The 19,980-nt window shown below is 69.4% G+C and carries 21 protein-coding genes; 4 read left to right on the top strand and 17 right to left on the bottom strand.

What is annotated here, in order from left to right:
• Positions 1-90: 90 nt before the first annotated feature.
• The 7 genes from ACLARN_RS13085 to rimP all read right to left on the bottom strand — a co-directional run bounded on the left by ACLARN_RS13085 (position 91) and on the right by rimP (position 6,892).
• Positions 91-948: an alpha/beta hydrolase gene (locus ACLARN_RS13085; RefSeq protein ID WP_409491637.1), complete on the bottom strand. Its 858-nt coding sequence runs from the start codon at positions 946-948 to the stop codon at positions 91-93.
• Positions 929-1,405, bottom strand: a complete 477-nt coding sequence (gene rbfA / locus ACLARN_RS13080; protein WP_409491636.1) for a 30S ribosome-binding factor RbfA — start codon at positions 1,403-1,405, stop codon at positions 929-931. The genes ACLARN_RS13085 and rbfA overlap by 20 nt, the downstream gene beginning before the upstream one ends.
• 29 nt (positions 1,406-1,434) lie before the next feature.
• Entirely contained in the window at positions 1,435-1,728 is a 294-nt protein-coding gene (locus tag ACLARN_RS13075) for a DUF503 domain-containing protein (protein ID WP_409491635.1), read from the bottom strand.
• Between the two features lie 72 nt (positions 1,729-1,800).
• Positions 1,801-4,845, bottom strand: coding sequence for a translation initiation factor IF-2 (gene infB, locus ACLARN_RS13070; protein WP_409491634.1), 3,045 nt, complete (start codon positions 4,843-4,845; stop codon positions 1,801-1,803).
• 144 nt (positions 4,846-4,989) lie between these two features.
• Positions 4,990-5,292 carry a YlxR family protein gene (locus ACLARN_RS13065; protein ID WP_409491633.1) on the bottom strand — a complete coding sequence of 101 codons (303 nt, stop codon included), beginning with the start codon at positions 5,290-5,292 and terminating at the stop codon, positions 4,990-4,992.
• A 23-nt stretch (positions 5,293-5,315) separates the two neighbouring features.
• A complete protein-coding gene (gene nusA / locus ACLARN_RS13060; protein WP_409491632.1) occupies positions 5,316-6,356 on the bottom strand; it encodes a transcription termination factor NusA in 1,041 nt (346 codons plus the stop codon).
• A complete protein-coding gene (gene rimP, locus ACLARN_RS13055; RefSeq protein ID WP_409491631.1) occupies positions 6,353-6,892 on the bottom strand; it encodes a ribosome maturation factor RimP in 540 nt (179 codons plus the stop codon). The genes nusA and rimP overlap by 4 nt, the downstream gene beginning before the upstream one ends.
• A 136-nt stretch (positions 6,893-7,028) precedes the next feature.
• Here rimP and ACLARN_RS13050 point away from each other — a divergent pair, with 136 nt between their 5' ends.
• Positions 7,029-7,967, top strand: coding sequence for a ferritin-like domain-containing protein (locus tag ACLARN_RS13050; RefSeq protein WP_409491630.1), 939 nt, complete (start codon positions 7,029-7,031; stop codon positions 7,965-7,967).
• A 92-nt stretch (positions 7,968-8,059) separates the two neighbouring features.
• Here the strand turns inward: ACLARN_RS13050 and ACLARN_RS13045 are convergent, their stop codons facing one another.
• The 5 genes from ACLARN_RS13045 to ACLARN_RS13025 form a co-directional block, all read right to left on the bottom strand.
• Positions 8,060-8,680: a hypothetical protein gene (locus ACLARN_RS13045; RefSeq protein WP_409491629.1), complete on the bottom strand. Its 621-nt coding sequence runs from the start codon at positions 8,678-8,680 to the stop codon at positions 8,060-8,062.
• Between the two features lie 88 nt (positions 8,681-8,768).
• Positions 8,769-9,788, bottom strand: coding sequence for an aminotransferase class V-fold PLP-dependent enzyme (locus ACLARN_RS13040; protein WP_409491628.1), 1,020 nt, complete (start codon positions 9,786-9,788; stop codon positions 8,769-8,771).
• A 10-nt stretch (positions 9,789-9,798) separates the two neighbouring features.
• The gene (locus ACLARN_RS13035; RefSeq protein ID WP_409491627.1) at positions 9,799-10,560 is read right to left on the bottom strand and encodes an isocitrate lyase/phosphoenolpyruvate mutase family protein; all 762 of its coding nucleotides are present in this window, start codon (positions 10,558-10,560) and stop codon (positions 9,799-9,801) included.
• Between the two features lie 603 nt (positions 10,561-11,163).
• The gene (locus tag ACLARN_RS13030) at positions 11,164-12,669 is read right to left on the bottom strand and encodes a PH domain-containing protein (protein ID WP_409491626.1); all 1,506 of its coding nucleotides are present in this window, start codon (positions 12,667-12,669) and stop codon (positions 11,164-11,166) included.
• On the bottom strand, positions 12,666-13,208 hold the full coding sequence (locus ACLARN_RS13025; protein WP_409491625.1) for a PH domain-containing protein: 543 nt from the start codon (positions 13,206-13,208) through the stop codon (positions 12,666-12,668). Before ACLARN_RS13025 ends, ACLARN_RS13030 begins: the two co-directional genes overlap by 4 nt.
• A 55-nt stretch (positions 13,209-13,263) precedes the next feature.
• On the opposite strand from ACLARN_RS13025, the gene ACLARN_RS13020 reads away from it, so the two are divergent.
• Entirely contained in the window at positions 13,264-13,884 is a 621-nt protein-coding gene (locus ACLARN_RS13020) for a TetR/AcrR family transcriptional regulator (protein WP_409491624.1), read from the top strand.
• On the opposite strand, the gene ACLARN_RS13015 is transcribed toward ACLARN_RS13020, so the two are convergent.
• Both ACLARN_RS13015 and ACLARN_RS13010 read right to left on the bottom strand, forming a co-directional pair.
• Positions 13,867-14,520, bottom strand: coding sequence for a GOLPH3/VPS74 family protein (locus ACLARN_RS13015; protein WP_409491623.1), 654 nt, complete (start codon positions 14,518-14,520; stop codon positions 13,867-13,869). The two genes, ACLARN_RS13020 and ACLARN_RS13015, sit on opposite strands and share 18 nt — an antisense overlap.
• Before the next feature lie 2 nt (positions 14,521-14,522).
• Complete coding sequence (locus tag ACLARN_RS13010; RefSeq protein WP_409491622.1) at positions 14,523-15,983, bottom strand: ArnT family glycosyltransferase; 1,461 nt, start codon at positions 15,981-15,983, stop codon at positions 14,523-14,525.
• A 116-nt stretch (positions 15,984-16,099) separates the two neighbouring features.
• Here ACLARN_RS13010 and ACLARN_RS13005 point away from each other — a divergent pair, with 116 nt between their 5' ends.
• Together ACLARN_RS13005 and ACLARN_RS13000 are read left to right on the top strand one after the other, a co-directional pair.
• Positions 16,100-17,308, top strand: a complete 1,209-nt coding sequence (locus tag ACLARN_RS13005; RefSeq protein ID WP_409491621.1) for a sensor histidine kinase — start codon at positions 16,100-16,102, stop codon at positions 17,306-17,308.
• A complete protein-coding gene (locus ACLARN_RS13000; RefSeq protein WP_409491620.1) occupies positions 17,305-17,955 on the top strand; it encodes a response regulator transcription factor in 651 nt (216 codons plus the stop codon). The genes ACLARN_RS13005 and ACLARN_RS13000 overlap by 4 nt, the downstream gene beginning before the upstream one ends.
• On the opposite strand, the gene ACLARN_RS12995 is transcribed toward ACLARN_RS13000, so the two are convergent.
• The 3 genes from ACLARN_RS12995 to ACLARN_RS12985 are packed head-to-tail and all read right to left on the bottom strand — an operon-like array spanning position 17,945 to position 19,413.
• The gene (locus ACLARN_RS12995) at positions 17,945-18,307 is read right to left on the bottom strand and encodes a winged helix-turn-helix transcriptional regulator (RefSeq protein WP_409491619.1); all 363 of its coding nucleotides are present in this window, start codon (positions 18,305-18,307) and stop codon (positions 17,945-17,947) included. The genes ACLARN_RS13000 and ACLARN_RS12995 overlap by 11 nt on opposite strands.
• Before the next feature lie 35 nt (positions 18,308-18,342).
• Positions 18,343-18,924, bottom strand: a complete 582-nt coding sequence (locus tag ACLARN_RS12990) for a TetR/AcrR family transcriptional regulator (RefSeq protein ID WP_409491886.1) — start codon at positions 18,922-18,924, stop codon at positions 18,343-18,345.
• Positions 18,925-18,975: 51 nt separating this feature from the next.
• The gene (locus tag ACLARN_RS12985; RefSeq protein ID WP_409491618.1) at positions 18,976-19,413 is read right to left on the bottom strand and encodes an SRPBCC family protein; all 438 of its coding nucleotides are present in this window, start codon (positions 19,411-19,413) and stop codon (positions 18,976-18,978) included.
• Positions 19,414-19,980 lie beyond the last annotated feature (567 nt).

Here is a 19,980-nt window from a genome sequence, read left to right as displayed (position 1 = left end):
GAGTCCTTCACTACCCCTGCCACTGTGATCCCTGATGACACTGGGACGGACGTGATTCCAGCGCCCGACCCGAAGTCCAGCGCGACCCGATCAGGCGATGCGTTCCCCCACGAACTTCATGACTTCGGGCATGATGCCGCGCCAGTAGTCGTCGTTGTGCTCGCCGGGGGACATCTTCGCGACGGCGGGGTCGAGCGCCTTGATGAGTTTGCGGTCGGCGCGAGCGAAGGGATCCGAGTTCCCGCACCACACCCCGGTCGACGACGCCGTGAGGTCGCCGGTGTGCAGCAGCGGCTCATGCGATTCCCATTGCCCACGATCCGCGAAAACCTTGCGGGACTTGGCATCGGGCCAGCTCACGAACAGCGCGGCGCTCGCGACGGCGACGGCTTTGAGCTCCTTGTGCTCGCGGGCGTAGCGCAGCGCGCCGAAACCGCCCATCGAGATCCCGAACATCGCCGACGGCGGCCGCAGCTGGCGCTGGGCGAGCCAGCCGGGCAGTTCGTCGGTCAGCATCCGCTGCGGGTCGTCGCCCTCGCCGACGTCCACCCAGTAGTTGTCACCGTCGACGGCGGCCACCGCGAAACCGGGCATACCGGCAGCGACGACCTGGTTCAGCGCTTCCTGTACCCCCAGGTTCAGGAACGTCCGGGCGTCCGCGCCGCGCCCGTGCAGGGCGACGCAGACCGGCAGCCCGACCCGCGACACGCGATCGGGCGCGATGATGACGAGGTTGACGTCCCGCTTCCGGGCCGCCGACCGCATCTTCTGCACCGTGACCGCTTCGGTCAGCGGCGTCGGGCTGTTCGGTGGGGCCACCGGCGGCGGCCCCACCAGCGGTGGTTTCTCCGTGCCGCACCCCGCGAGGAGCGTCAGCGCGGTGGCCCCCAGCAGCAGGCCACGCCGGCTCACGGCGTGGACCACCCCGTCAGCCCCGGGTCTCCTCATCGGCGAACTCATCGTCTTCGGCCTCTTCCCGCGGCGGCTTGTACGGGTCGGCTTCACCGGCGTGCTGTGCGCCGGTCGCCCGTCGGGCGACCTCCGCGTCAGCTTCCCTGGCCTTCGCGAGGAGGTCCTCGATGCGCTTGGCGTCCTCGGGAATGCTGTCGGCCACGAAGGCCAGCGTCGGCGTGTAGCGGACTCCCGTGCCCTGCCCGACCTTCGTGCGCAGAACGCCACGAGCGGATTCCAGCGCCGCCGCGGCACCGGCGTGATCGGGCTTGGACTCCAGGTTTTCGCCGAGCACGGTGTAGTAGACCGTGGCGTCGTGCAGATCCGCCGTGATCTTCGTGTCGGTGATCGTCACGTGGTTGAGCCGCGGATCCTTGATGTCGTGCTCGATCGCGTGCGCGACGATCTGTGAGATCCGCTTGGCGAGCTTACGAGCCCGAGCGGGGTCGGCCATGGGGATTCGTCTCCTCGAAAGGTCTTCTGCTAGTCATCCGGGCCGAGCAGCCGGCGGTGGGCGGAGAGCAGTTCGAACTCCGGCCTTCCGGCCACGAAGCGCTCACACGAGTCGAGCACGTCACGGACGTGCTCGCCAGTCGCCGCGACCACGGCCACACCGATCAGCGCCCGCCGATGCAGGTCTTGTCGACCGGCTTCGGCGACGGAGACGTCGAAACGCCTGCGTACCTCGGCCAGCACCGGCTTGATCACGGATCGCTTCTGCTTGAGCGAGTGGACGTCGCCCAGCAGGATGTCGAGCTCAAGAGCTCCTACGAACATGTGGGGTTCTGGGTTGGATAGCAGTGAAGCGGCGCTCCCCCGCCCAGATGCGAGGGAGCGCCGCCGTGTCACTTACGCACGCGGCTTTTCGCGCTGCTCGTACGTCTCGATGACGTCGCCGAGCTTCAAATCGCTGTAGTTACCCAAGGTGAGACCACACTCGAAGCCCTCGCGGACCTCGGTGACGTCGTCCTTTTCGCGCTTCAGCGAGTTGATCGGCAGGTTCTCGATGATGACGTTGCCGTCACGGAGGAGACGACCCTTGGCGTTACGCCGGATCTCGCCTGAGATGACCATGCAACCGGCGATCGTACCGACCTTCGACGACTTGAAGATCCCGCGGATCTCGGCCTTGCCAAGCTCGACCTCTTCGAAGATCGGCTTGAGCATGCCCTTGAGCGCGGCTTCGATTTCGTCGATCGCCTGGTAGATGACCGTGTAGTACCGGACGTCGACGCCCTCGCGGGTGGCCCGCTCGGTCGCCTTGCCCTGTGCCCGCACGTTGAAGCCGAGGACGATCGCGTTGGACGCGGTCGCCAGGTCGATGTCGGACTCCGTGACGCCACCGACACCGCGGTGGACCACGTTGAGCTCGACCTCTTCTTCGCCGACATCCAGCTGCATCAGCGAGGCTTCGAGGGCCTCGACCGTACCGGAGTTGTCACCCTTGATGATCAGGTTAAGGGTGCTCGTCTCCTTCAAGGCCTCATCGAGGTCTTCCAGGCTGACCCGCTTACGACGCGACGCGTTGAGCGCGTTGCGGGTACGGGCCGAACGCCGCTCGGCGATCTGCCGGGCGACCCTGTCCTCGTCGACGACGAGGAACGTGTCACCGGCGCCGGGCACCGAGGTGAACCCGATGACCTGGACCGGACGCGACGGGGTCGCTTCGGTGATGTTGACGTTGTGCTCGTCGACCATCTTCCGCACGCGGCCGTACGCGTCACCGGCGACGACGGAGTCACCGACGCGCAGCGTTCCGCGCTGGACCAGCACCGTGGCGACCGGACCGCGACCGCGGTCCAGGTGCGCCTCGATCGCGACACCCTGGGCCTCCATGTTCGGGTTGGCCCGCAGGTCCAGTGCGGCGTCCGCGGTCAGCAGGATCGCCTCGAGGAGACCATCGATGTTGATGTTCTCCCGCGCCGAGATCTCGACGAACATCGTGTCGCCGCCGTACTCCTCGGCCACGAGGTTGTACTCGGTGAGCTGCTGCCGGATCTTGTCCGGGTTCGCGCCCTCCTTGTCGATCTTGTTGATCGCGACCACGATCGGGGCCTTGGCGGCCTGCGCGTGGTTGATCGCCTCGACCGTCTGCGGCATGACGCCGTCGTCGGCCGCGACCACGATCACCGCGATGTCCGTGGCGTTCGCACCACGAGCACGCATGGCGGTGAACGCCTCGTGACCCGGGGTGTCGATGAACGTCACGAGACGCGGGTTGCCCTCGAGCTCGGTCTCGATCTGGTAAGCGCCGATGTGCTGGGTGATGCCACCGGCTTCGCCCTCGCGCACCTTCGTCTTGCGGATCGTGTCGAGCAGTCGGGTCTTACCGTGGTCGACGTGACCCATGATGGTCACGACCGGCGGACGGACCTGCAGATCCTCTTCCTCACCCGCGTCTTCGCCGTAGGTGATGTCGAAGGTCTCCAGCAGCTCGCGGTCTTCTTCCTCCGGGCTGACGACCTGGACGACGTAGTTCATCTCGCCGCCGAGCAGCTCGAGGATGTCGTCCGACACGGACTGCGTCGCCGTGACCATCTCACCGAGGTGGAAGAGCACCTGCACCAGCGAAGCCGGGTTGGCGTCGATCTTCTCGGCGAAGTCGGTCAGCGAAGCGCCACGCGGCAGGCGGATCGTTTCGCCGCTGCCCTTGGGCAGGCGAACGCCACCGACGCTGGGCGCCTGCATGTTGTCCATGTACTCCATGCGCTTCTGGCGCTTGGACTTCCGGCCCTTGCGAGCGGGACCACCGGGACGCCCGAAGGCACCCGCGGTACCGCCACGGCCACCGGGGCCACCACGGCCGCCGCCGCCACGGAAACCGCCGCCACCGGCCGGGGCACCGCCGCCGCCACCGGGGCCACCGCCACCGGGACGGAAACCGCCGCCACCGCCACCGCCGGGACGGAAACCGCCACCGCCGCCGCTACCGCCACCGGGACCGCCGCGGAAACCTCCGCCGCCGCCACCGGGACCGCCACGAGCGCCGCCGCCGGGGCCACCACGGGCTCCGCCGCCAGGACCACCACGGCCGGCGCCGGGGCCACCGGCCGGACGGGCCGGGCGGCCCGGCATCATGCCGGGGTTCGGACGCGGGGGCATGTTGCCCGGGTTCGGCCGGTTACCGCCGGGAGCGCCGCCGCCGGGACGCGGGGCCGGACGGTCGCCGCCCTGCCCGCCACCGGGACGCGGCGGACGGTTGTCGCCGCCCTGCTGGCCGCCACCGGGACGGGGACCGGACGGACGCTGGGCCGGGGAACCGGAACCCACACCGAACGGGTTGTTGCCGACACGCGGGGTGCGCGGGCCGGGCTTCGGGCCGCCGGGCTTGGGGCCCTGCGGCTTCGGCGGTACGACGGAACCCTGCGACGGCGTCGAGGACGCCGGCGGGGTGGCCGGTGCAGCCGGGGTTTCCTTGGTTTCGGACTGCTTCGGCTCGGCCGCCGGAGCGGCCTTCGCTGCCGGAGCCACCTCTTCCTTGGGCGCCGGCGGCCGGGGGCCGGGGCGCGGACCCGGGCGGACACCCGGGGTGGAGGGGCGGGACGGCTGCTGGGCCGGGGCCGACGGAGCGGACGCCGCGGGGGCGGAAGCCGCCGGAGCGGCCGGAGCCTCGGTCTTCGCCGCGGGCGCGGGCTGAGCCTGCTGCGCGGCCGGAGCCGGGGCAGCGGGCTTCGCCGGAGGCGCGGGCGAAGGGCGCGGGCCGGGGGTCGGAACCGACTTCTTCTTGCCGTCCTTGGACGGGTACGCGTCACGGAGACGGCGGGCGACCGGCGCCTCGACGGTGGACGACGCGGACTTCACGAACTCGCCCTGTTCCTTCAACTTGGCGAGAACTTCCTTGCTGGTGATGCCGAGCTCTTTCGCGAGCTCATGTACTCGGGCCTTGCCTGGCACAGCTCTCCTCATCTGGGGAGGCCGGCGGCAGACCCGCAGACCTCGTCCTATTGTCGCGCGTTCATTGATTCAGCTTCACGGCTGACTCATGACGGGTCGACCTGCTTCCTGATTCCATCCGGCACCGGGGATGTCCCGGCGCCCTTAGCCTTCGGCGAGTCGCTCCAGGCGTTCGTGGACACCCTGGGCGTCGAGCGACCCCGGAACACGAAGTGCTCGGGGGAACGCCCTGCGCCGCTCGGCCTTGGCCAGACAGTCCGGCACGGGGTGCAACCAGGCACCCCGGCCCGGCAACCGCCGACGTTCGTCGACGATCAGCCGTCCATCCGCCGCGACCACTCGCAGCAACTCGCCGATCAAGGCCCGCCGACGGCAACCCACACAGGTGCGGACCGGGGATTCCCGGTCATGCTGGAGGTCGGTTCCCGGCCGCGGGCTCTGAACCACTCGTAAGTCTACCGCTTCGACCTTCACTCAGCCGAACCGGTTGCCGCTGCGGGCCGCGCCTGCTCGGCGTGTGCTTCGTCACCCTGCTCAGGGGCGGCGTCGCTGCGGATGTCGATCCGCCATCCGGTGAGGCGCGCGGCGAGGCGGGCGTTCTGGCCCTCCTTGCCGATCGCGAGCGAAAGCTGGAAGTCCGGGACGACGACGCGAGCGGTCTTGGCCCGCTCGTCGACGACACGGACCGATACAACCTTCGCGGGCGACAGCGCATTCCCGACGAACCTCGCCGGGTCTTCGGAGAAGTCGATGATGTCGATCTTCTCGCCTGCCAGTTCGCTCATCACGTTGCGCACGCGGGCACCGACCGGGCCGATGCACGCGCCCTTGGCGTTGACGCCGGGCACCGTCGAGCGGACCGCGATCTTGGTGCGGTGCCCCGGTTCGCGCGCGACGGCCGCGATCTCGACCGTGCCGTCGGCGATTTCGGGGACCTCGAGGGCGAACAGCTTCTTCACCAGGTTCGGATGCGAACGCGACAGCGTGATCTGCGGGCCGCGGTTGCCGCGCGAGACGGTGACGACGTAGGCCTTGATCCGGCTGCCGTGCTCGTAGGACTCGCCTGCCACCTGCTCGATCGAGGGCAGCACGCCTTCGATGTCGCCGACCTGGATGACGACCATGCCGCGGGCGTTGGCGCGGGCGTCGCGCTGCACGACGCCGGCGACGATCTCGTTCTCCTTGGCGGAGAACTCGCCGAAGGTCTTCTCGTGCTCGGCGTCGCGCAGGCGCTGCAGGATGACCTGCCGGGCGGTGGTCGCGGCGATCCGCCCGAAGCCTTCGGGGGTGTCGTCCCATTCCTCGTCGGTCTGGCCGTCCGGGGTGAGGGTGTGGGCGAGGACGCGGACCAGCCCGCTCTTGTGATCGATGTCGATCCGTGCGTGCGGTTGGTGGCCCTCGGTGTGCTTGTACGCGGTGAGCAGCGCGGTCTCGATCGCTTCGATCACCGTCTCGAAGGGGATGTCCTTGTCCCGTTCGATCGCGCGCAGCGCGGCGATGTCGACGTTCACTTCGGCTCCTCCTTCGGTTCGGTGGTGGCGGCGTTCAGAGCCGACGCATCGGTTTCCAACAGTTTCAGGTCCTCGGCAGGTGGTTGCTTGAACTCGATCTCGATGACCGCCTTGGCCACCGAGGCGTAAACGACGTCCCGGATCTCGCCGTCGACGAGGACGCGCGCGGCCTTCTCGCCGGCGTGCCCCACGCGGCCGATGAAGGCGGTGCCCTCGGCCGGGGTGACCTTGACGAGACGGAACTTCGCGCGGCGCCAGTGCCTTTGCACGGACAGCGGCCGGTCGAGGCCCGGCGAGGTGACTTCGAGCGTGTACGCGCTGGCGATCACGTGCTCGTTCTCGTCGAGCGCGGCGGAGACGGCGCGGCTGACGCTCGCCACCTCGTCCAGCCCGACGCCGTCGTCCCCGTCGACGACGACCTTGACCAGCTGACGGCGGCCTGCTTGCTGGACCTCGAAGGAATCGAGGTCGAAACCCGCGGCCTTGACGGCTTCGGCCACGATGGGCTCCAGCCTGCTGGCGAGGTCGTTGGGCACGGTGGAGCGCTCCTGTTCGGCTGTGGGCGACCCGGCGGCGTGGATCCCGGGTTCGGTAGTGGACCAGCTTATCTGGTGACCCCCGCGTGACGCGCGAGCGGCGGCCCCGCACGGGGTACTGGCAGGATGGGGCGGCGTGACCGGAAGACCGACCGAGCCCACCATGCCGAGCCGTCGTACTTTCCTGCGAATGGGAGCGCTGGCCGCGTTGGCCGTGCCGCTGGCCGCCGCCTGCGGCCCCGGGTACGACGAAAGCCCCGATCCGCTGGGTCCGCTGCTGCGCGCGGCGGAGACCGACGCGGCGGGCGCGAAGGCGTTGACCGGCGCCGAAGCCGAGTCGGTCGCCACCGCGCGGGCCGCGCACGCGGCGGCGCTCAAGACCGAGGTGGACCGGCTCAACCGGCCCAAGCCGACGCAGGCCGGACCGGCGGAGAACCCGCCGTCGTCCGTCGAGGGGCTCAAGGAACGGCTCGCCCAGGCCCGCAAGCAGGCGGAGGGCCTCGTGCCGTCGCTGCCCCGCTACCGCGCCGGGATGGTCGCGTCGATCGCGGCGGGCTGCGCGGCCTTGCAGCAGAGTTCGGACAAACTCGGCCGGGGTGACGACGCCGGAGCCGTCGAAGTGCCCGCCGGTGCCACGCTGGGCCAGGAGACGGCGGAGGCCGTGCAGCAGGCGCTGGCGGCCGAGCACGCGGCGGTCTGGGTGTACGGACTGGTCAGTGCCTATCTGCCGGCCGCCTTCACCGGCGCCGTGGCGCGAGGGACGGCGGAGCACGTCAAGCGGCGGAACGTCTGCGAGCGGATGCTCTCCGCCGCGGGCCAGACGCCCACGGGACCGGAAGCCGCGTACGTACCGCCGAAGCCGGTGACCGACGCCAACACGGCGATGGAACTGGTCGCGACGGCCGAATCGGACGCGTCGGCCGCCTGGCTCGGCGTGATCGACCGGACCGACGACGCGGCTTTGCGGACGACGGCGTTGAACGCGCTGATCGGGTCGGCTCGGCGAGGGACGGCCTGGCGGGCGGAGTTCGGCGCTACGCCGGTGGCGATCGCGATGCCGGGTCAGGCTGCCTGACCCGGGGAGCTGAAGGGGACTTTCCCCGCGTGCGATGCGACGAAAGCGTCCTTCACCGCGTGAGATGCGGTGAAGGACGCTTTCGGCTCAAATCAGCGGCGCAGGTCGCCTGAGAGGCGCAAGGCGTCGGTCGCGATCCGCTCCAGCACCGGCTTGTCGGTCTTCTTGTCGTAGAAACCGGCCAGCACGATGGCCACCTCTGGCCCGGTGACATGGGAGTCGTAGGCCGCGTCCTGTCCCGAGATCTTCGGGACGCCCTGTCCCTTGAAGGTCCCGTCGCGCACCAGGTCGGACACGTTGCCCGTGCCGTCCTTGTCGGTGAGCGTCTTGAGCTGGGTCGCGGTGACCTCGCCGGGCATGGTGACCAGGACGACCGACACCAGCGCCTTCTTCCCGCCGGTCTCGGTCGTGTACAGCGCCCTCGACAGCCGTGTGCACGGCGTCTCGGTGAAGAACGCCTTGGTGTCGCCGTAGGACTTGCTCGCGCAGTCGGAGGTGACCTGCGGGCCCTCGATCAGCGTGTACTGGAACTGGCCGGTCTTCGACGGCGTGTCCGCGACCGGGGTCGTCTCCGGCTCGTGCCGGATCAGCCACCAGAGCAGGCACGAGACGACCGCGATGGCGACCAGTCCGGCGCCTTTCAGTGCCAGGCCCTTGGTGTCCCGCGGCGGCTTCGGCGCAGGCGGCGGCCCGCCCTGCCCTGCCGGTCGCACCGGCTGAAGCCGGGCCGTTTCCGTCGCTCCCGGGGTAAATTGCGCACCAACCACGGGAACATACGGTAGTTCACGCCGGTCCGGCGGTTCACCTGAACGTGCTTATCACCCGTTCGACGTCGTCAGCCGTGTTGTACAGATGGAACCCGAATCGCTGCCTTCCGGCCCGGGTACCGGCCACGATGCCCGCTTCCTTCACCCGGTCGGCGTCAACCGCGAGCGAGACGATCGCACTCCCCTGAGCGGGTGAACCGAGTGCTTCGAGGAGTGAGTCGGCGAGACCCACGCAGTGCGCGCGGACGGCGTCGAGGTCCAAGGATCCGAGATAGTCCAGTGAGGCGGCGGCACCGACGAACGAGAGCCAGGCCGGGGACAGGTCGAGCGACCGGACGCCCTCCGCGAGCCTCAGCGGGAGGCCGTAGACGGTCTGCCAGCGATCCTCCCCGGCGTACCAGTTCGCGGCCACCGGCAGCGCCCGCTCCAGCACCCGTGGATGCGCGGCCAGCCAGGCCGCTCCGCGCGGCGCGAGCAGCCATTTGTAGCCGGCCGCGACCACCCAGTCGGCCCAGCCGAGGTCGAGCGGCTGCCAGCCGGCGGCCTGGGTGGCGTCGAGCAGGACAGCCGCGCCCGCCGCCTCGGCCGCGGCGCGAAGCCTGTCGAGGTCGATCTGCGCGCCGTCCGCCGACTGGACGACGCTGACCGCCACGAGATCGTGCCCTTCGACACGTTCGGTCAGCTCGGCCAGCGGGACTTCGGTGACCTTCACCCCGCGGTGCGCTTGTGCCGCGAACGGGAAGGTGACGCTGGTGAAGTCGTTCCCGGCGACCAGCACGCTGGCGCCGTCGGGCAGCCCGGCCGCCACGTTCGCGATCAGCTGCGAGACGGACGCTCCGATCGCGACCCGGTCCGCCGGGACCCCGATCACCGCGCCGAACCCCGCCCGGGTCCGCGCGACAGGCTCGTCGAAGTCCGCCGGGTGGGCCTCGCCGCGCCGCCACCGCTCGACCGCCTCCGCCACCGCGTCGGCCACGTGCGACGGCGGGATGCCGATGCTCGGGGTGTTCAGATATCCGGGCGGGACGGCGAATTCGGCTCCGAAGGTCTGCATGCTCCCGAGGTTAACGAGCTTCCGGGAGCAAGGCCGCGACGTCGTCATAGGACGGCGGGGTCAGCGGGAGTTCGGCGCCGTCGCGGACGGCCTCGACCGTGCGCAGCGTGGCGGCCAGCGCCATCCGGTACGGCAGCGAGCCGAGGCTGATCCGCGCGACGCCGAGATCGGCCAGCCCCGCGACGGTGACCTTGCCGGGAAGGAACAGCAGGTTCAGCGGCTTGGCGGTGGCCTTCACCAGCCGCTCGACGTCGGCGGGTCCGGCGACTCCAGGGACGAATACGCCGTCGGCGCCTGCGTCCACATAGGACCGTGAGCGCTCGATCGCGGCCTCGATATCGGGCTCCCCCAGCCAATGCGTGTCGGTGCGCGCGTTGACGAACAGGCCAGGAGCGCGTTCCTTCGCCGCCGCGATCTTGGCCGCGTGCAGCGCCGGGTCACCCAAGGCGTCCTCGAGGTTGATGCCCGCGACACCGGCTTCGGCGAGTTCCGCGGCGAGTGCCCCCACCGCGCCCGGATCGTCGCTGAACCCGTCGGCGAGGTCGACACTGATCAGCGCGTCCAGCCCGGTGAGCCGCCGGGCCAGCCGGACGGTGGCGTCCTTCGAGGACGGGGCGCCGTCCGGCTCGCCCTCGGCGGCCGAGACGCCGAGGCTCGTCGTGCCGAGCGCGGGGAAGCCTTGCGCGGACAGGAAGGCGGCCGCGCCGAACTCCCAGACGTTCGGCAGGAGCAGCGGGGAACCGGGGACGTGCAGTGCGGCGAAGGCGGTCATGTCCTGACGGTAGCCAGTGGACACTTCGGTGACGGCCGAGGTGTCGGGCCCAAGTACATGAAGGACCCCTTCCTGTACCTAGGCGCAAGGTCCCGGCAAAGTCGAGATCTTGCAGGTCAGGCGACTATTCGCCGCCTGCGTGAGGCTGACGGTGAAGGAATGGGGACGTTCAGTGTCCCCATTCCTTCACCGTCACGGGTCACACCGGTTGCGGAGCCCCCTGAGCGGGGAGGATTCCGGACGTTCAACGTCCGGAATCCTCCCCGCTCGACCCTTGCGGGCACTAGCGATGTCAAGCCTGGATCAGCAGCTCTGCGACTTTGCCGGGACCCTGCGCCTAGCGCAAGGAAGGGGGCCTTCATGTACTTGGATGTGTCGTGGCGAGGCGCGAAGGGCGAGTTTCCTTCGCTGAGCGGGGGAAGGGGGCCTTCACGCGCCGTGGTTGTGACGCCTGAGGCCACTGTGACAGCTGTGGCTCATAACGGCGGCGTAGCGAAGGACTCCATCACTACCTTCAGGGTAGGCAAGGAGGCCTTCACGGCCAGGCGAGCGTGTCCGCCGGGTGACGCGACACGCCATCTCACGACCACCCCGGCCGACGTGTCAGGCCCGTTCCAGGAAAGGCGTCAGCAGCTCCGGAACGGACTCCTCGGCGAACAGCAGGCCCTGCTCCTCCCCCGCGTCGTACACCGAGTACGCCCCGACGCCGGCGGCCGTGGTCGCGACGACGGTCAGCAAACCCTTGCGCCGCTGGAAAATCGACTGCTTCACCGTCCAGCCGATCACGCCGTCGCGCTCGAGGGCGAACGTGCTCCGCCGCACGGTCCCGTGCCGCCCCACCAGGTACCGTCCGGTGATCCCGTGCCCGAGGTTGCGATAGGCGTCCAGCGCCAGCAGCACCGAAACCGGCAGCAGCACGACACCGAGCGCGGCGCCGATCACCAGCAGGACGTCGGTCAGCAGGAAGCCGAGGATCGCGCAGATCGCCAGCAGCACCACCACCGAGCCGACCCACCAGCGCAGCAGCCGTCCCCGCGCGGCACGCGGATGCCCGGTGAGCCGGACGGCTTCGGTCGGTGAGACCGGTTCGCGCAGGACTTCGGCGGCGATCCGGTTGGCCGTCGCGATCGGCGCCGCGGGCAGGAGCGTGTGGTAGTCGGTCTTGTCGTTGTCGTCGCTCTGCCGTGTGCCGGTGGCGATCGCGTCGACGCGGGCCGCGCCGGAGATCCGGTTCCCGAGCGGTTCGACGAGGTCGATGCCACGCAGGCGGCTTTCCTCGATCGAGATCGAGCGCGTGGTGAACAACCCGCGGCGCACTCGCAGGGTGCCGCCCGCCTCGCGGTCGAGCCGGTAGTTCCACCACATCTCGACCCACAGGCCCAGCGCGCCGACCAGGCCGACGACCATCGCGATCGCCAGCAGGATCAGGATCGCCACCACCAGCGGGATCCCGCGGAACAGGGCGATCACCCAGTCGATCAGGCCTTTCTGCAACCCCATCCACTCGGAGATCTGCATGAGCCCACCGCCCGCGGCCAGCCCCAGAGTCGGGGTCAGGAACGACATCGGTGCGTAGCGGATCCAGCGCCGGTCCAGTTCGGCGAGCGGCGCGTCCTCGTCGGTCTCCGCGATTTCCGCGCGGCGCACCAGGTCCGCGCGCAGCCGCTCGGCTTCGGCGCGCGAGACAGGGTTGAGCTTGATCCTGCCCTGCCCGCCCGATTCGTGCGATCCGGTGCCGATGGTCACCACGGCGACGCCGAGTAGGCGATGCACCGGGTTGGCCGTCAGGTCGACGTTGCGGATCCGTTCGCGTTGCAGGGACTTCCGCGAACGGAAGACCAGTGTGAACGCCGTCTCCAGCCGGTCCGGCGTGACCCGGTACCGCACCCCTTTCCAGTAGAACAGCTCCGCCAGCACGCCCCCGCCTACGAGCACCGCCCCACCGGCCACGACCCAGGCGAGCGCGACCCAGAACCTCGCGCCGCCACCGACGATCGCGACCGTGACCGGGATCGCGGCGCCGACGGCCGCGCCCGCGAACGTCAGCGCCGTGACGGCGAGCGTCCGCTTGTCGAGCCTGCTCCAGCCCTCGAACTCGCCCGAGGTCATGTCGCGTCCCCCGGCGTCGCCTGCGTCGTTTCGGTGAGCTGCTCCGCGAGGTTCGCGGCCAGTTCGTGGTCGAGCCCCCGGATCTTGACCGCGCCCCGCGAGGACGCCGTCGTGACCGTGACTGTCGCGAGCTTGAACACCTGCTGCAAGGGCCCGCGCAGGGTGTCCACGGTCTGGATCCGTGACATCGGCGCGACGCGCCACTCCTGCCAGAAGAACCCGGAACGCGTGTACACCGCGGTTTCCGTGACCTCCCAGCGGTGCACCTTGAACCACCACAGCGGCATCGCGATCACCCAGGCCAGGCCCAGCACCGCGAACACCGCCGCCGGCGTCAGCAGCCAGAACCGCGCGGGCTCGATGAGCAGCCCGAGAAGGGCCAGCACGAGTACCGGCGAGACCCAGAAGAGTGTTCCCTGCAAACGCCACCAGCCCACGACCCGCTGATCCAACGCGTTCCGTGGCGGCCTCAGCCGCACCTTCCCCCGATCGGCTTCCACCGATTTCACCCCCGACGGTCGTTTACAATGCGATCGCATCGTAATAGCCTGGGACCGTAGTGGCAATGCGATCGCATTGCAAACAGCGGAACGGATGGTGAAGGTGCCGAAGCAGGTGGATCACACCGCGCGCCGCGCGGAGATCGCCGAGGCGCTGACGCGGCTGACGGCCACACGCGGCCTCGAAGGGGTCAGCCTCCGCCACGTCGCCGCCGAAGCGGGCATGTCGATGGGCCTGGTGCAGCATTACTTCAAGACCAAGGACGAGATGCTGCTGTTCGCCATAGAACGCCGCTCACAGGTGTACGAGGAGCGCCTCAAAGCTCGGCTGGAAACGGGCGAAGTGCCTTCGACCCCCAAGTCCATCCTGCGCGCGATCATCGCCGAGATCCTGCCGCTCGACGAACGCCGCCGCGGCGACTGGCTGATGGGCGTCGCGTTCTTCATCCGTTCGATTTCCGACCCCTCCTTCGGGACCGCGCTCACCGAGGGCGTACCTCAGCTGTTCGAACTGTTCGCCATGCTGATCCGCCAGGGCCAGGAAGCGGGCGATGTCGACAAGTCGGCCGACGCGATGCACGAATCGACGATCCTCTGGGCGCTCGCGGATTCACAGGGCACCAACATCGTGATGAAGCACCGGACGCCGGACGAGGCGATGTCCACTGTGGACTACTACCTCGACCGGTTGTTCGGCTCAGCTCCCGCCGGATGAGGACGCCGCCGACGCCCGCACCGCCCGCAGTTCACGGAACAGCTTCCGCAACGCGGGAACCGCGTCCCCGCCCCGGTCGGTCAGTTCCTCGATCCGGTCCTTGTACTGGCGCCTGTCCCGGCCGGGAATGACGTCACGGAGTTCGACGGCGGCCACCAGCGCGGTGAGCGCGGCATCGCTCGCGTCCACATCGGACGATGGAGAAGGCCCGCGCAACGCCTGATCGACCAAGGCACGCAGCCTGTCGACGACGGCGGGATCCCGCACGATCGGGCGGCGCGACGGGAACAGGCCCAGCGTCCGGCCGGTCTTCATCTCGATCACGCCCGCCGCGTCGAGCTGGGACTCCACCGCCTCCAAGGTGCCACGCGCGTCCTTGCGCACCCACCATTTCCACTTGCGGGGGCGCTCCCCCGCGATCTCGGCGAGCAGTTCGTCGAGGAGGAGGTCGCCGGTCGGCCCGGCGCCCGACACCGCGACCCTGCCATCCGCGTCGGCGACCCGCCCGCGCAGCGCGAGGTCGGTCATCGCGGCGCCGCTGATGAGCAGGCTCGCGCGGTGCCTGTCCCGTAGTTTGCCCTTGCCGACGTCGCAGGCGAGCAGATATGCCTTGGCGGGTAAGGAAAGTTCGGTCATCGTCAGTGCCTTTCCAGCTTCGGCCAGATCTCGTCCCACGAACCCCGCCTGCCGTCATACCGCCACAGCAGCCCTTCCACCACCGGAGTCACCGTGGCGAAGTACGGCTTGAGCAGTCCCGGATCGAACCCGAGGAACAGCACGCTGTCCGCGGACCCCGGTGGCCGGTCGAAGTACCAGTAGCCGCGGTGGCCACTGTAGACGTGTTGGATGCCGTACCGCGGGCCGTAAAACTCCGTCGCGGCGGCGAACGGGTAGATCTCGGCGTAGACGGCGGTGCGTGCTCGCTGCTCCGGCGGCAGGGCGGCATAGCTCTCGCCGACCGCCTTGACCAGTTCCTGTTGCGGCAGTTCCCCACCGGCGAAGGAGCTGCCGAGGACGATCGGCCCGAGGCTGGTCCGCGTCATGCCCGCCGGGTAGAACGGCAGGCCGGCGAGGGTGATCACCGCCGAAAGCACCATCGCGGGCCAGGCGATCAGCCGCCACCGGGGAACGTGCTTCACGAAACCCGTCGCCGCGGCGGCGAACGGCAGCGCGAAGACGCTCATCAGATAGTAGGAACGCCCGTGCAGCAGCAGGAACGCGACGATGAGCGCGGCTATCGCTACCCCCAGGAAGCGATAGCCGCGAAGTTCACGGGAAAAGTTCAGCCGAACGAGACCGTAGACGAACGCGAGCACCCCCGCCCCGACGCCCGCAGTCAGGAAGCCGTCGCGCAGAAAAGCCCACGTGCCGGGGAATTCCGCAGCCACGACGTCGTTCATGATCAGGTACGGCCAGCCGTTGCCCGCCTGCCAGAGCAACGTCGGCACGGTGACGACGACGGCGATCCCCGCGCCCAGCCACAATTTCGGGCGCCCCAGGAGTTCCCTCGGCCCGAGCACCAGAGCGCTCAGGAGGGCCAGTGCCCAGAACGCGGGGATGAGGAACTTCGTCTCCAGGGAGATCGCGGTGACGACACCCGCCCAGACCAGCAGCCCGTCACGGCGGGTGCGGACCCAGCGGACGACCAGCCAGACGATCACCGTCCAGAGGAACGGATCGAGGACGTAAGTACCGGTCCAGTGGCTGACGATGATCACCCCGGACGCCGCGTAGAACCCGGCCGCGAGCACCTGCGCACCGCGTCCACCGCCCAGTTCCCTGGCGATCAGGGCGGTGACGACCACCCCCGCCGCTGCGGCCAGCGTCATCGGCAGGCGCAGCATCACCAGCGAACCGGGGAACAGCGAGTCCATCGCCCCGGCCAACGCCGGGATCAGCGGCGGCTGGTCGAAATAGCCCCACGCCAGGTGTTCCCGGCCCGCCATCAGGAAGTACAGCTCGTCGAAACCGTGCGCGTACCGGCCGCTCGTGGCCAGTAGCGCGGCTCCGGCCAGCGCGGCGACGACGAACACCGGCAGGCGGGCGAAAGCCGTCTCCCGTTCCTGTCCTGTTTGGACTGTCTGAGTCGCGTTGCTCATGCTCCCTAGTCCACCGCGGACAGCCACCGGCGGGAAACCGGGTAAGGAGGGTGACCGGATAGACGAAAGTTGCGGATCCTCCGGCGATGTCGTCCCCGGCTGGTTACCGTCATCGCGTGGAGAAAAGCAGGCCGTTCCGGCCCGGTCCGGTCGACACCTTGTGGCTCACGCTGGCGGCGCTCGCGTTCGCGGGCCTGGACATCTCGCTGTACGTGTTCGGCGAACCGACGACCGGCTGGGCTGGGCCCGCCGCGGGTGTCACCATGCAGGTGCTGTTCGATCTTTCGCTGATCCTGCTGTTCCGGTTCCCTCGGCTGGTCGGGGGCCTGATCACCGCGGGTGCGCTGCTGATGCTCGCCTCCGACCTGTTCTCCCCCGGGCTGCTGGTGCCGGAGCGGCAGCTGACGCTGATGACCGTCCCGACGATCACCCCGGTGGTACTGAGCCAGCTGGCCCGGCTGATGGACCGGCGGACCCTCCTCTGGCTGACCGCGATCCTGGTGATCTGCGCGTCACGGCCGTGGGACGCGCAGTGGAACACCACCCCGTTCGGCCTGCTCAGCACGGCGTTCCCCACCGCGATTTCGCTGTATTTCGAGGCGCGGCGCCAGTTGCTGCGCTCGCTGCGGGACCGTGCCGAACGCGCCGAACGCGAGCAGCACCTGCTCGCCGAACGCGCCCGCGCCGAGGAACGGCGGAAGCTGGCCGAGGAGATGCACGACGTCGTCACGCACCGGCTGAGCCTGATGGTGCTGCACGCCGGCGCGCTCGGCGTCGTCTCGGCCGACGAGGCGGTGCGGACCTCCGCCGAGGACATCCGGCGCGAGGGCGCACTGGCCCTGGACGAACTGCGCGACCTCGTCGGCGTGCTGCGCAACGGCGCGAACGCCGAGCCGCGCACGCTCACCGACGGCGCGGCGGGCGATCCGGCGACGCTGGTCGCGGAATCGGCGTCGGTGGGCATCCCGACCGAGCTGACCGTGCACGGCGATCCCGGGCGGATCTCCCCGACCATCGCCCGCACGGCGTACCGCGTCGTGCAGGAAGCGCTGACGAACGTCCGCAAGCACGCGCCCGGGTCTGCCGCGACCGTCGAACTCCGCTATCACGCGGACGGTCTGGACGTCACGGTGGAGAACACGCGACGCGGCGCCACACCGGATCCGGCGCTGGCGGGCAGCGGGTCCGGCGCGGGGCTTGCCGGGCTGCGGCAACGCGTCGAGCTGATCGGCGGCCGGTTCGACGCGGGCACGATGGCGGGCGGCGGGTACCGCGTCAGTGCGATACTGCCCGCCTACGTCCCGACGACGGAGGGGAATGCGTGATCCGGGTGGTCGTCGTCGACGATGAACCGATGGTCTGCGCGCATCTGCGGACGATCCTCGGTTCCGCGGCCGACATCGAGGTGGTGGCGCAGGCACAGGACGGCGCCGAGGCGGTCGAAGCCGTGGTCCGGCACCGGCCGCGGGTGGTGCTGATGGACCTGCGGATGCCCGGCGTCGACGGGCTGACCGCCATCGAACGGATCGCGAAACTCCCGGAACCGCCCGCCGTCGTCGCGCTGACGACGTTCGACGCGGACACCTACGTCATCCGCGCGCTGCGGGCGGGCGCGGCCGGGTTCCTGGTGAAGTCGACGCCGCCGGAGGACCTCATCGGGCTGGTCCGCGTCGCCGCCGACGGGCACACCGTCCTGTCCCCGGAGGCCGCGCAACGACTGGTCGCGATGTCGGCCGACGGACGGCGTCGGGGCGACGACGCGCGCCGGAAGACCGAAGGGCTGACGGAACGGGAAACGGACGTCTTGGCCTGTCTCGGCGAAGGACTGTCCAATGCGGACATCGCGGCGCGGCTGCATCTGGCCGAGGCGACGGTGAAGAGCTACGTGTCGCGGATGCTGGTCAAACTGGACTGCGCGAACCGGACCCAGGCGGGGCTGCTGGCGCACGAGGCCGGTCTGGTCAAGCGCTGAGCTGCCCGTCGTAGCTCTTGCGGGAGTCGAGGACTTCGCCCATGTGGACGCGAGCCCACCGATCGAGCATCTCCAGCGGTTCGGCGAGGTTGCGGCCGAGCGCGGTCAGCTCGTACTCGACGTGCGGTGGGATCTCCGGGTACGCGGTGCGGGTCAGGATGCCGTCGCGGACGAGGCTGCGGAGCGTCTGGGTGAGGACCTTCTGCGAGATACCGCGCACGCGTTTGCCGATCTCGGTGAACCGGAGCGGGCCGTCGCCGAGAACGCCGACGATCAGCACGGTCCACTGGTCGCCGATGCGATCGAGCAGCGCGCGGGTGGGGCAGTCGGGGTCGTACGGGTTTCCGAGCACGTGACCTCCTCACTCTCCCCGGGAGAGTAACATGCCTAACGAGAGGGAGCAGGCTGCATGAGCACCTCGAACAGCAGGATCAGGTGACGGCGGCCGCGCTCCCAGCGCGCGTCCAGTTCGGCCTGGTCGCGGGTCGCCCAGCTGGCGATGAGGATGCCGCGGACGACGTCCATCGCCGTGTACACCGCGTGCAGGAACTCCGGATGCGCCGAATGGTCCGGGAGCAGCGCCTTGCCGAACTCGACCAGGCTGCTCGTCGCGATCGGCTCGACCACCGCCATCTGCGCGCGCAGCTCCGGGTCGGTGCGCGAGGCCACCCACAGCTCGACGGTCGCCGAGAAGACCGGGCCCTGGTGCATCTCCCACATCAGCTGCAACGCGTCCCCGATCGGATCGGCCGACGCCTTGAGCCTGTCGATCTCCGCCATCGCGACCTCGGTGCGCCTGGCCGCGAGATGCCGGATCGCGGAGGTGACGAGGTCGGTCTTGGTCGGGAAGTGGTGCACCTGCGCACCGCGGGTCACCCCGGCGAGGTCCGCGACGCGAGTGGTCGTGGTGCCCGCGTAGCCGTATTCGACGAGACAGTCGATCGTGGCGTCGAGCAGCCTGACGCGCATCGCGGCGCTGCGTTCCTCCTGCGTACGTCGTGGGGCTGGCATGCGCCTACTTTATGGGGCGCCGCGCGAGGCGCGTGTCACGAGGCTCTCGACCATCCGCCCGAGGAAGCGGCCGAGGAAACGGCGGAAGAACCAGCCGGTGCCGGGGATCTTGGCGGTGAACGTCGAGTGCCAGTGGACGTCGGTGCCGCCCATGGACGGGGTGAGGTCGACGTAGGCGCGATAGTCGCGAAGCGGCATGCCCTTGTTCAGGGAGTAGCCGAAGCGTTTGCCGGGTTCGAGCGCGATGACCTCTTCGCAGCTGTTGACGCCGTTGGTACTGAAGACGCCGACGGCGCCGAGACCGTTCTCGTCACCCTTCTTGAGGAGGCGGAAGTCGCCCATGGGTGACCAGTCGGGCCAGTGCTCTCGGTCTTCGAGGAGGGCGTAGACGGCTTCGGGGCTCGCGCTCGTGTGGCCGTGGACGGAAATGCGCTGGATCTTCGCCATTGTGGGCTCCTTCTTTCCCGCGTTTCGTCCTCTGGTTGCGGTAGTTCGAGGGCGAACTACCGCAACTAGACGGTTGATTCCGTGAAAATCACGTGAAGCACTATGACTGTCCACAGAGGACGCTTTTCGAGTCGAATCATCCGATTGGATGCCGTATGTCCGTATCGCCAAGGTTGTGAAGGCCTCCTTGCCTACCTTGAGGGTAAGCAAGGAGGCCTTCACGACCTTGGTTCGCACTGAAGGGGCGACCGAGACGGCCACGGCCACCTGAGCATGTCGAGTCCTTGAGGGGCCTCGCAGATCCGGTAATACGGGCAATCGATGATCAATCGGATAATTCGGCCCCAACCAGTGTCCTTTATGACGGTCAAGGGAAGGATTCCTTCGCGGGGTTGCACTTCACGCGATCTTCACGGAATCACTCATCTAGAGGACTAAACGCGGAGACGTCCGGGGGCCGTCCACCCCGACGCGAACTGCGGCCCTGCGGTCGTAACCCGCGTGAAGGCCACCTTCCCTCGGCTCAGCGAGGGAAGGGGGCCTTCACGCGACATGGCGCCTGCCGCA

The organism is Amycolatopsis sp. cmx-11-12, from assembly GCF_046269425.1.
Classification (GTDB): domain Bacteria; phylum Actinomycetota; class Actinomycetes; order Mycobacteriales; family Pseudonocardiaceae; genus Amycolatopsis.
This window is presented reverse-complemented; position numbering and strand designations above follow the sequence as displayed.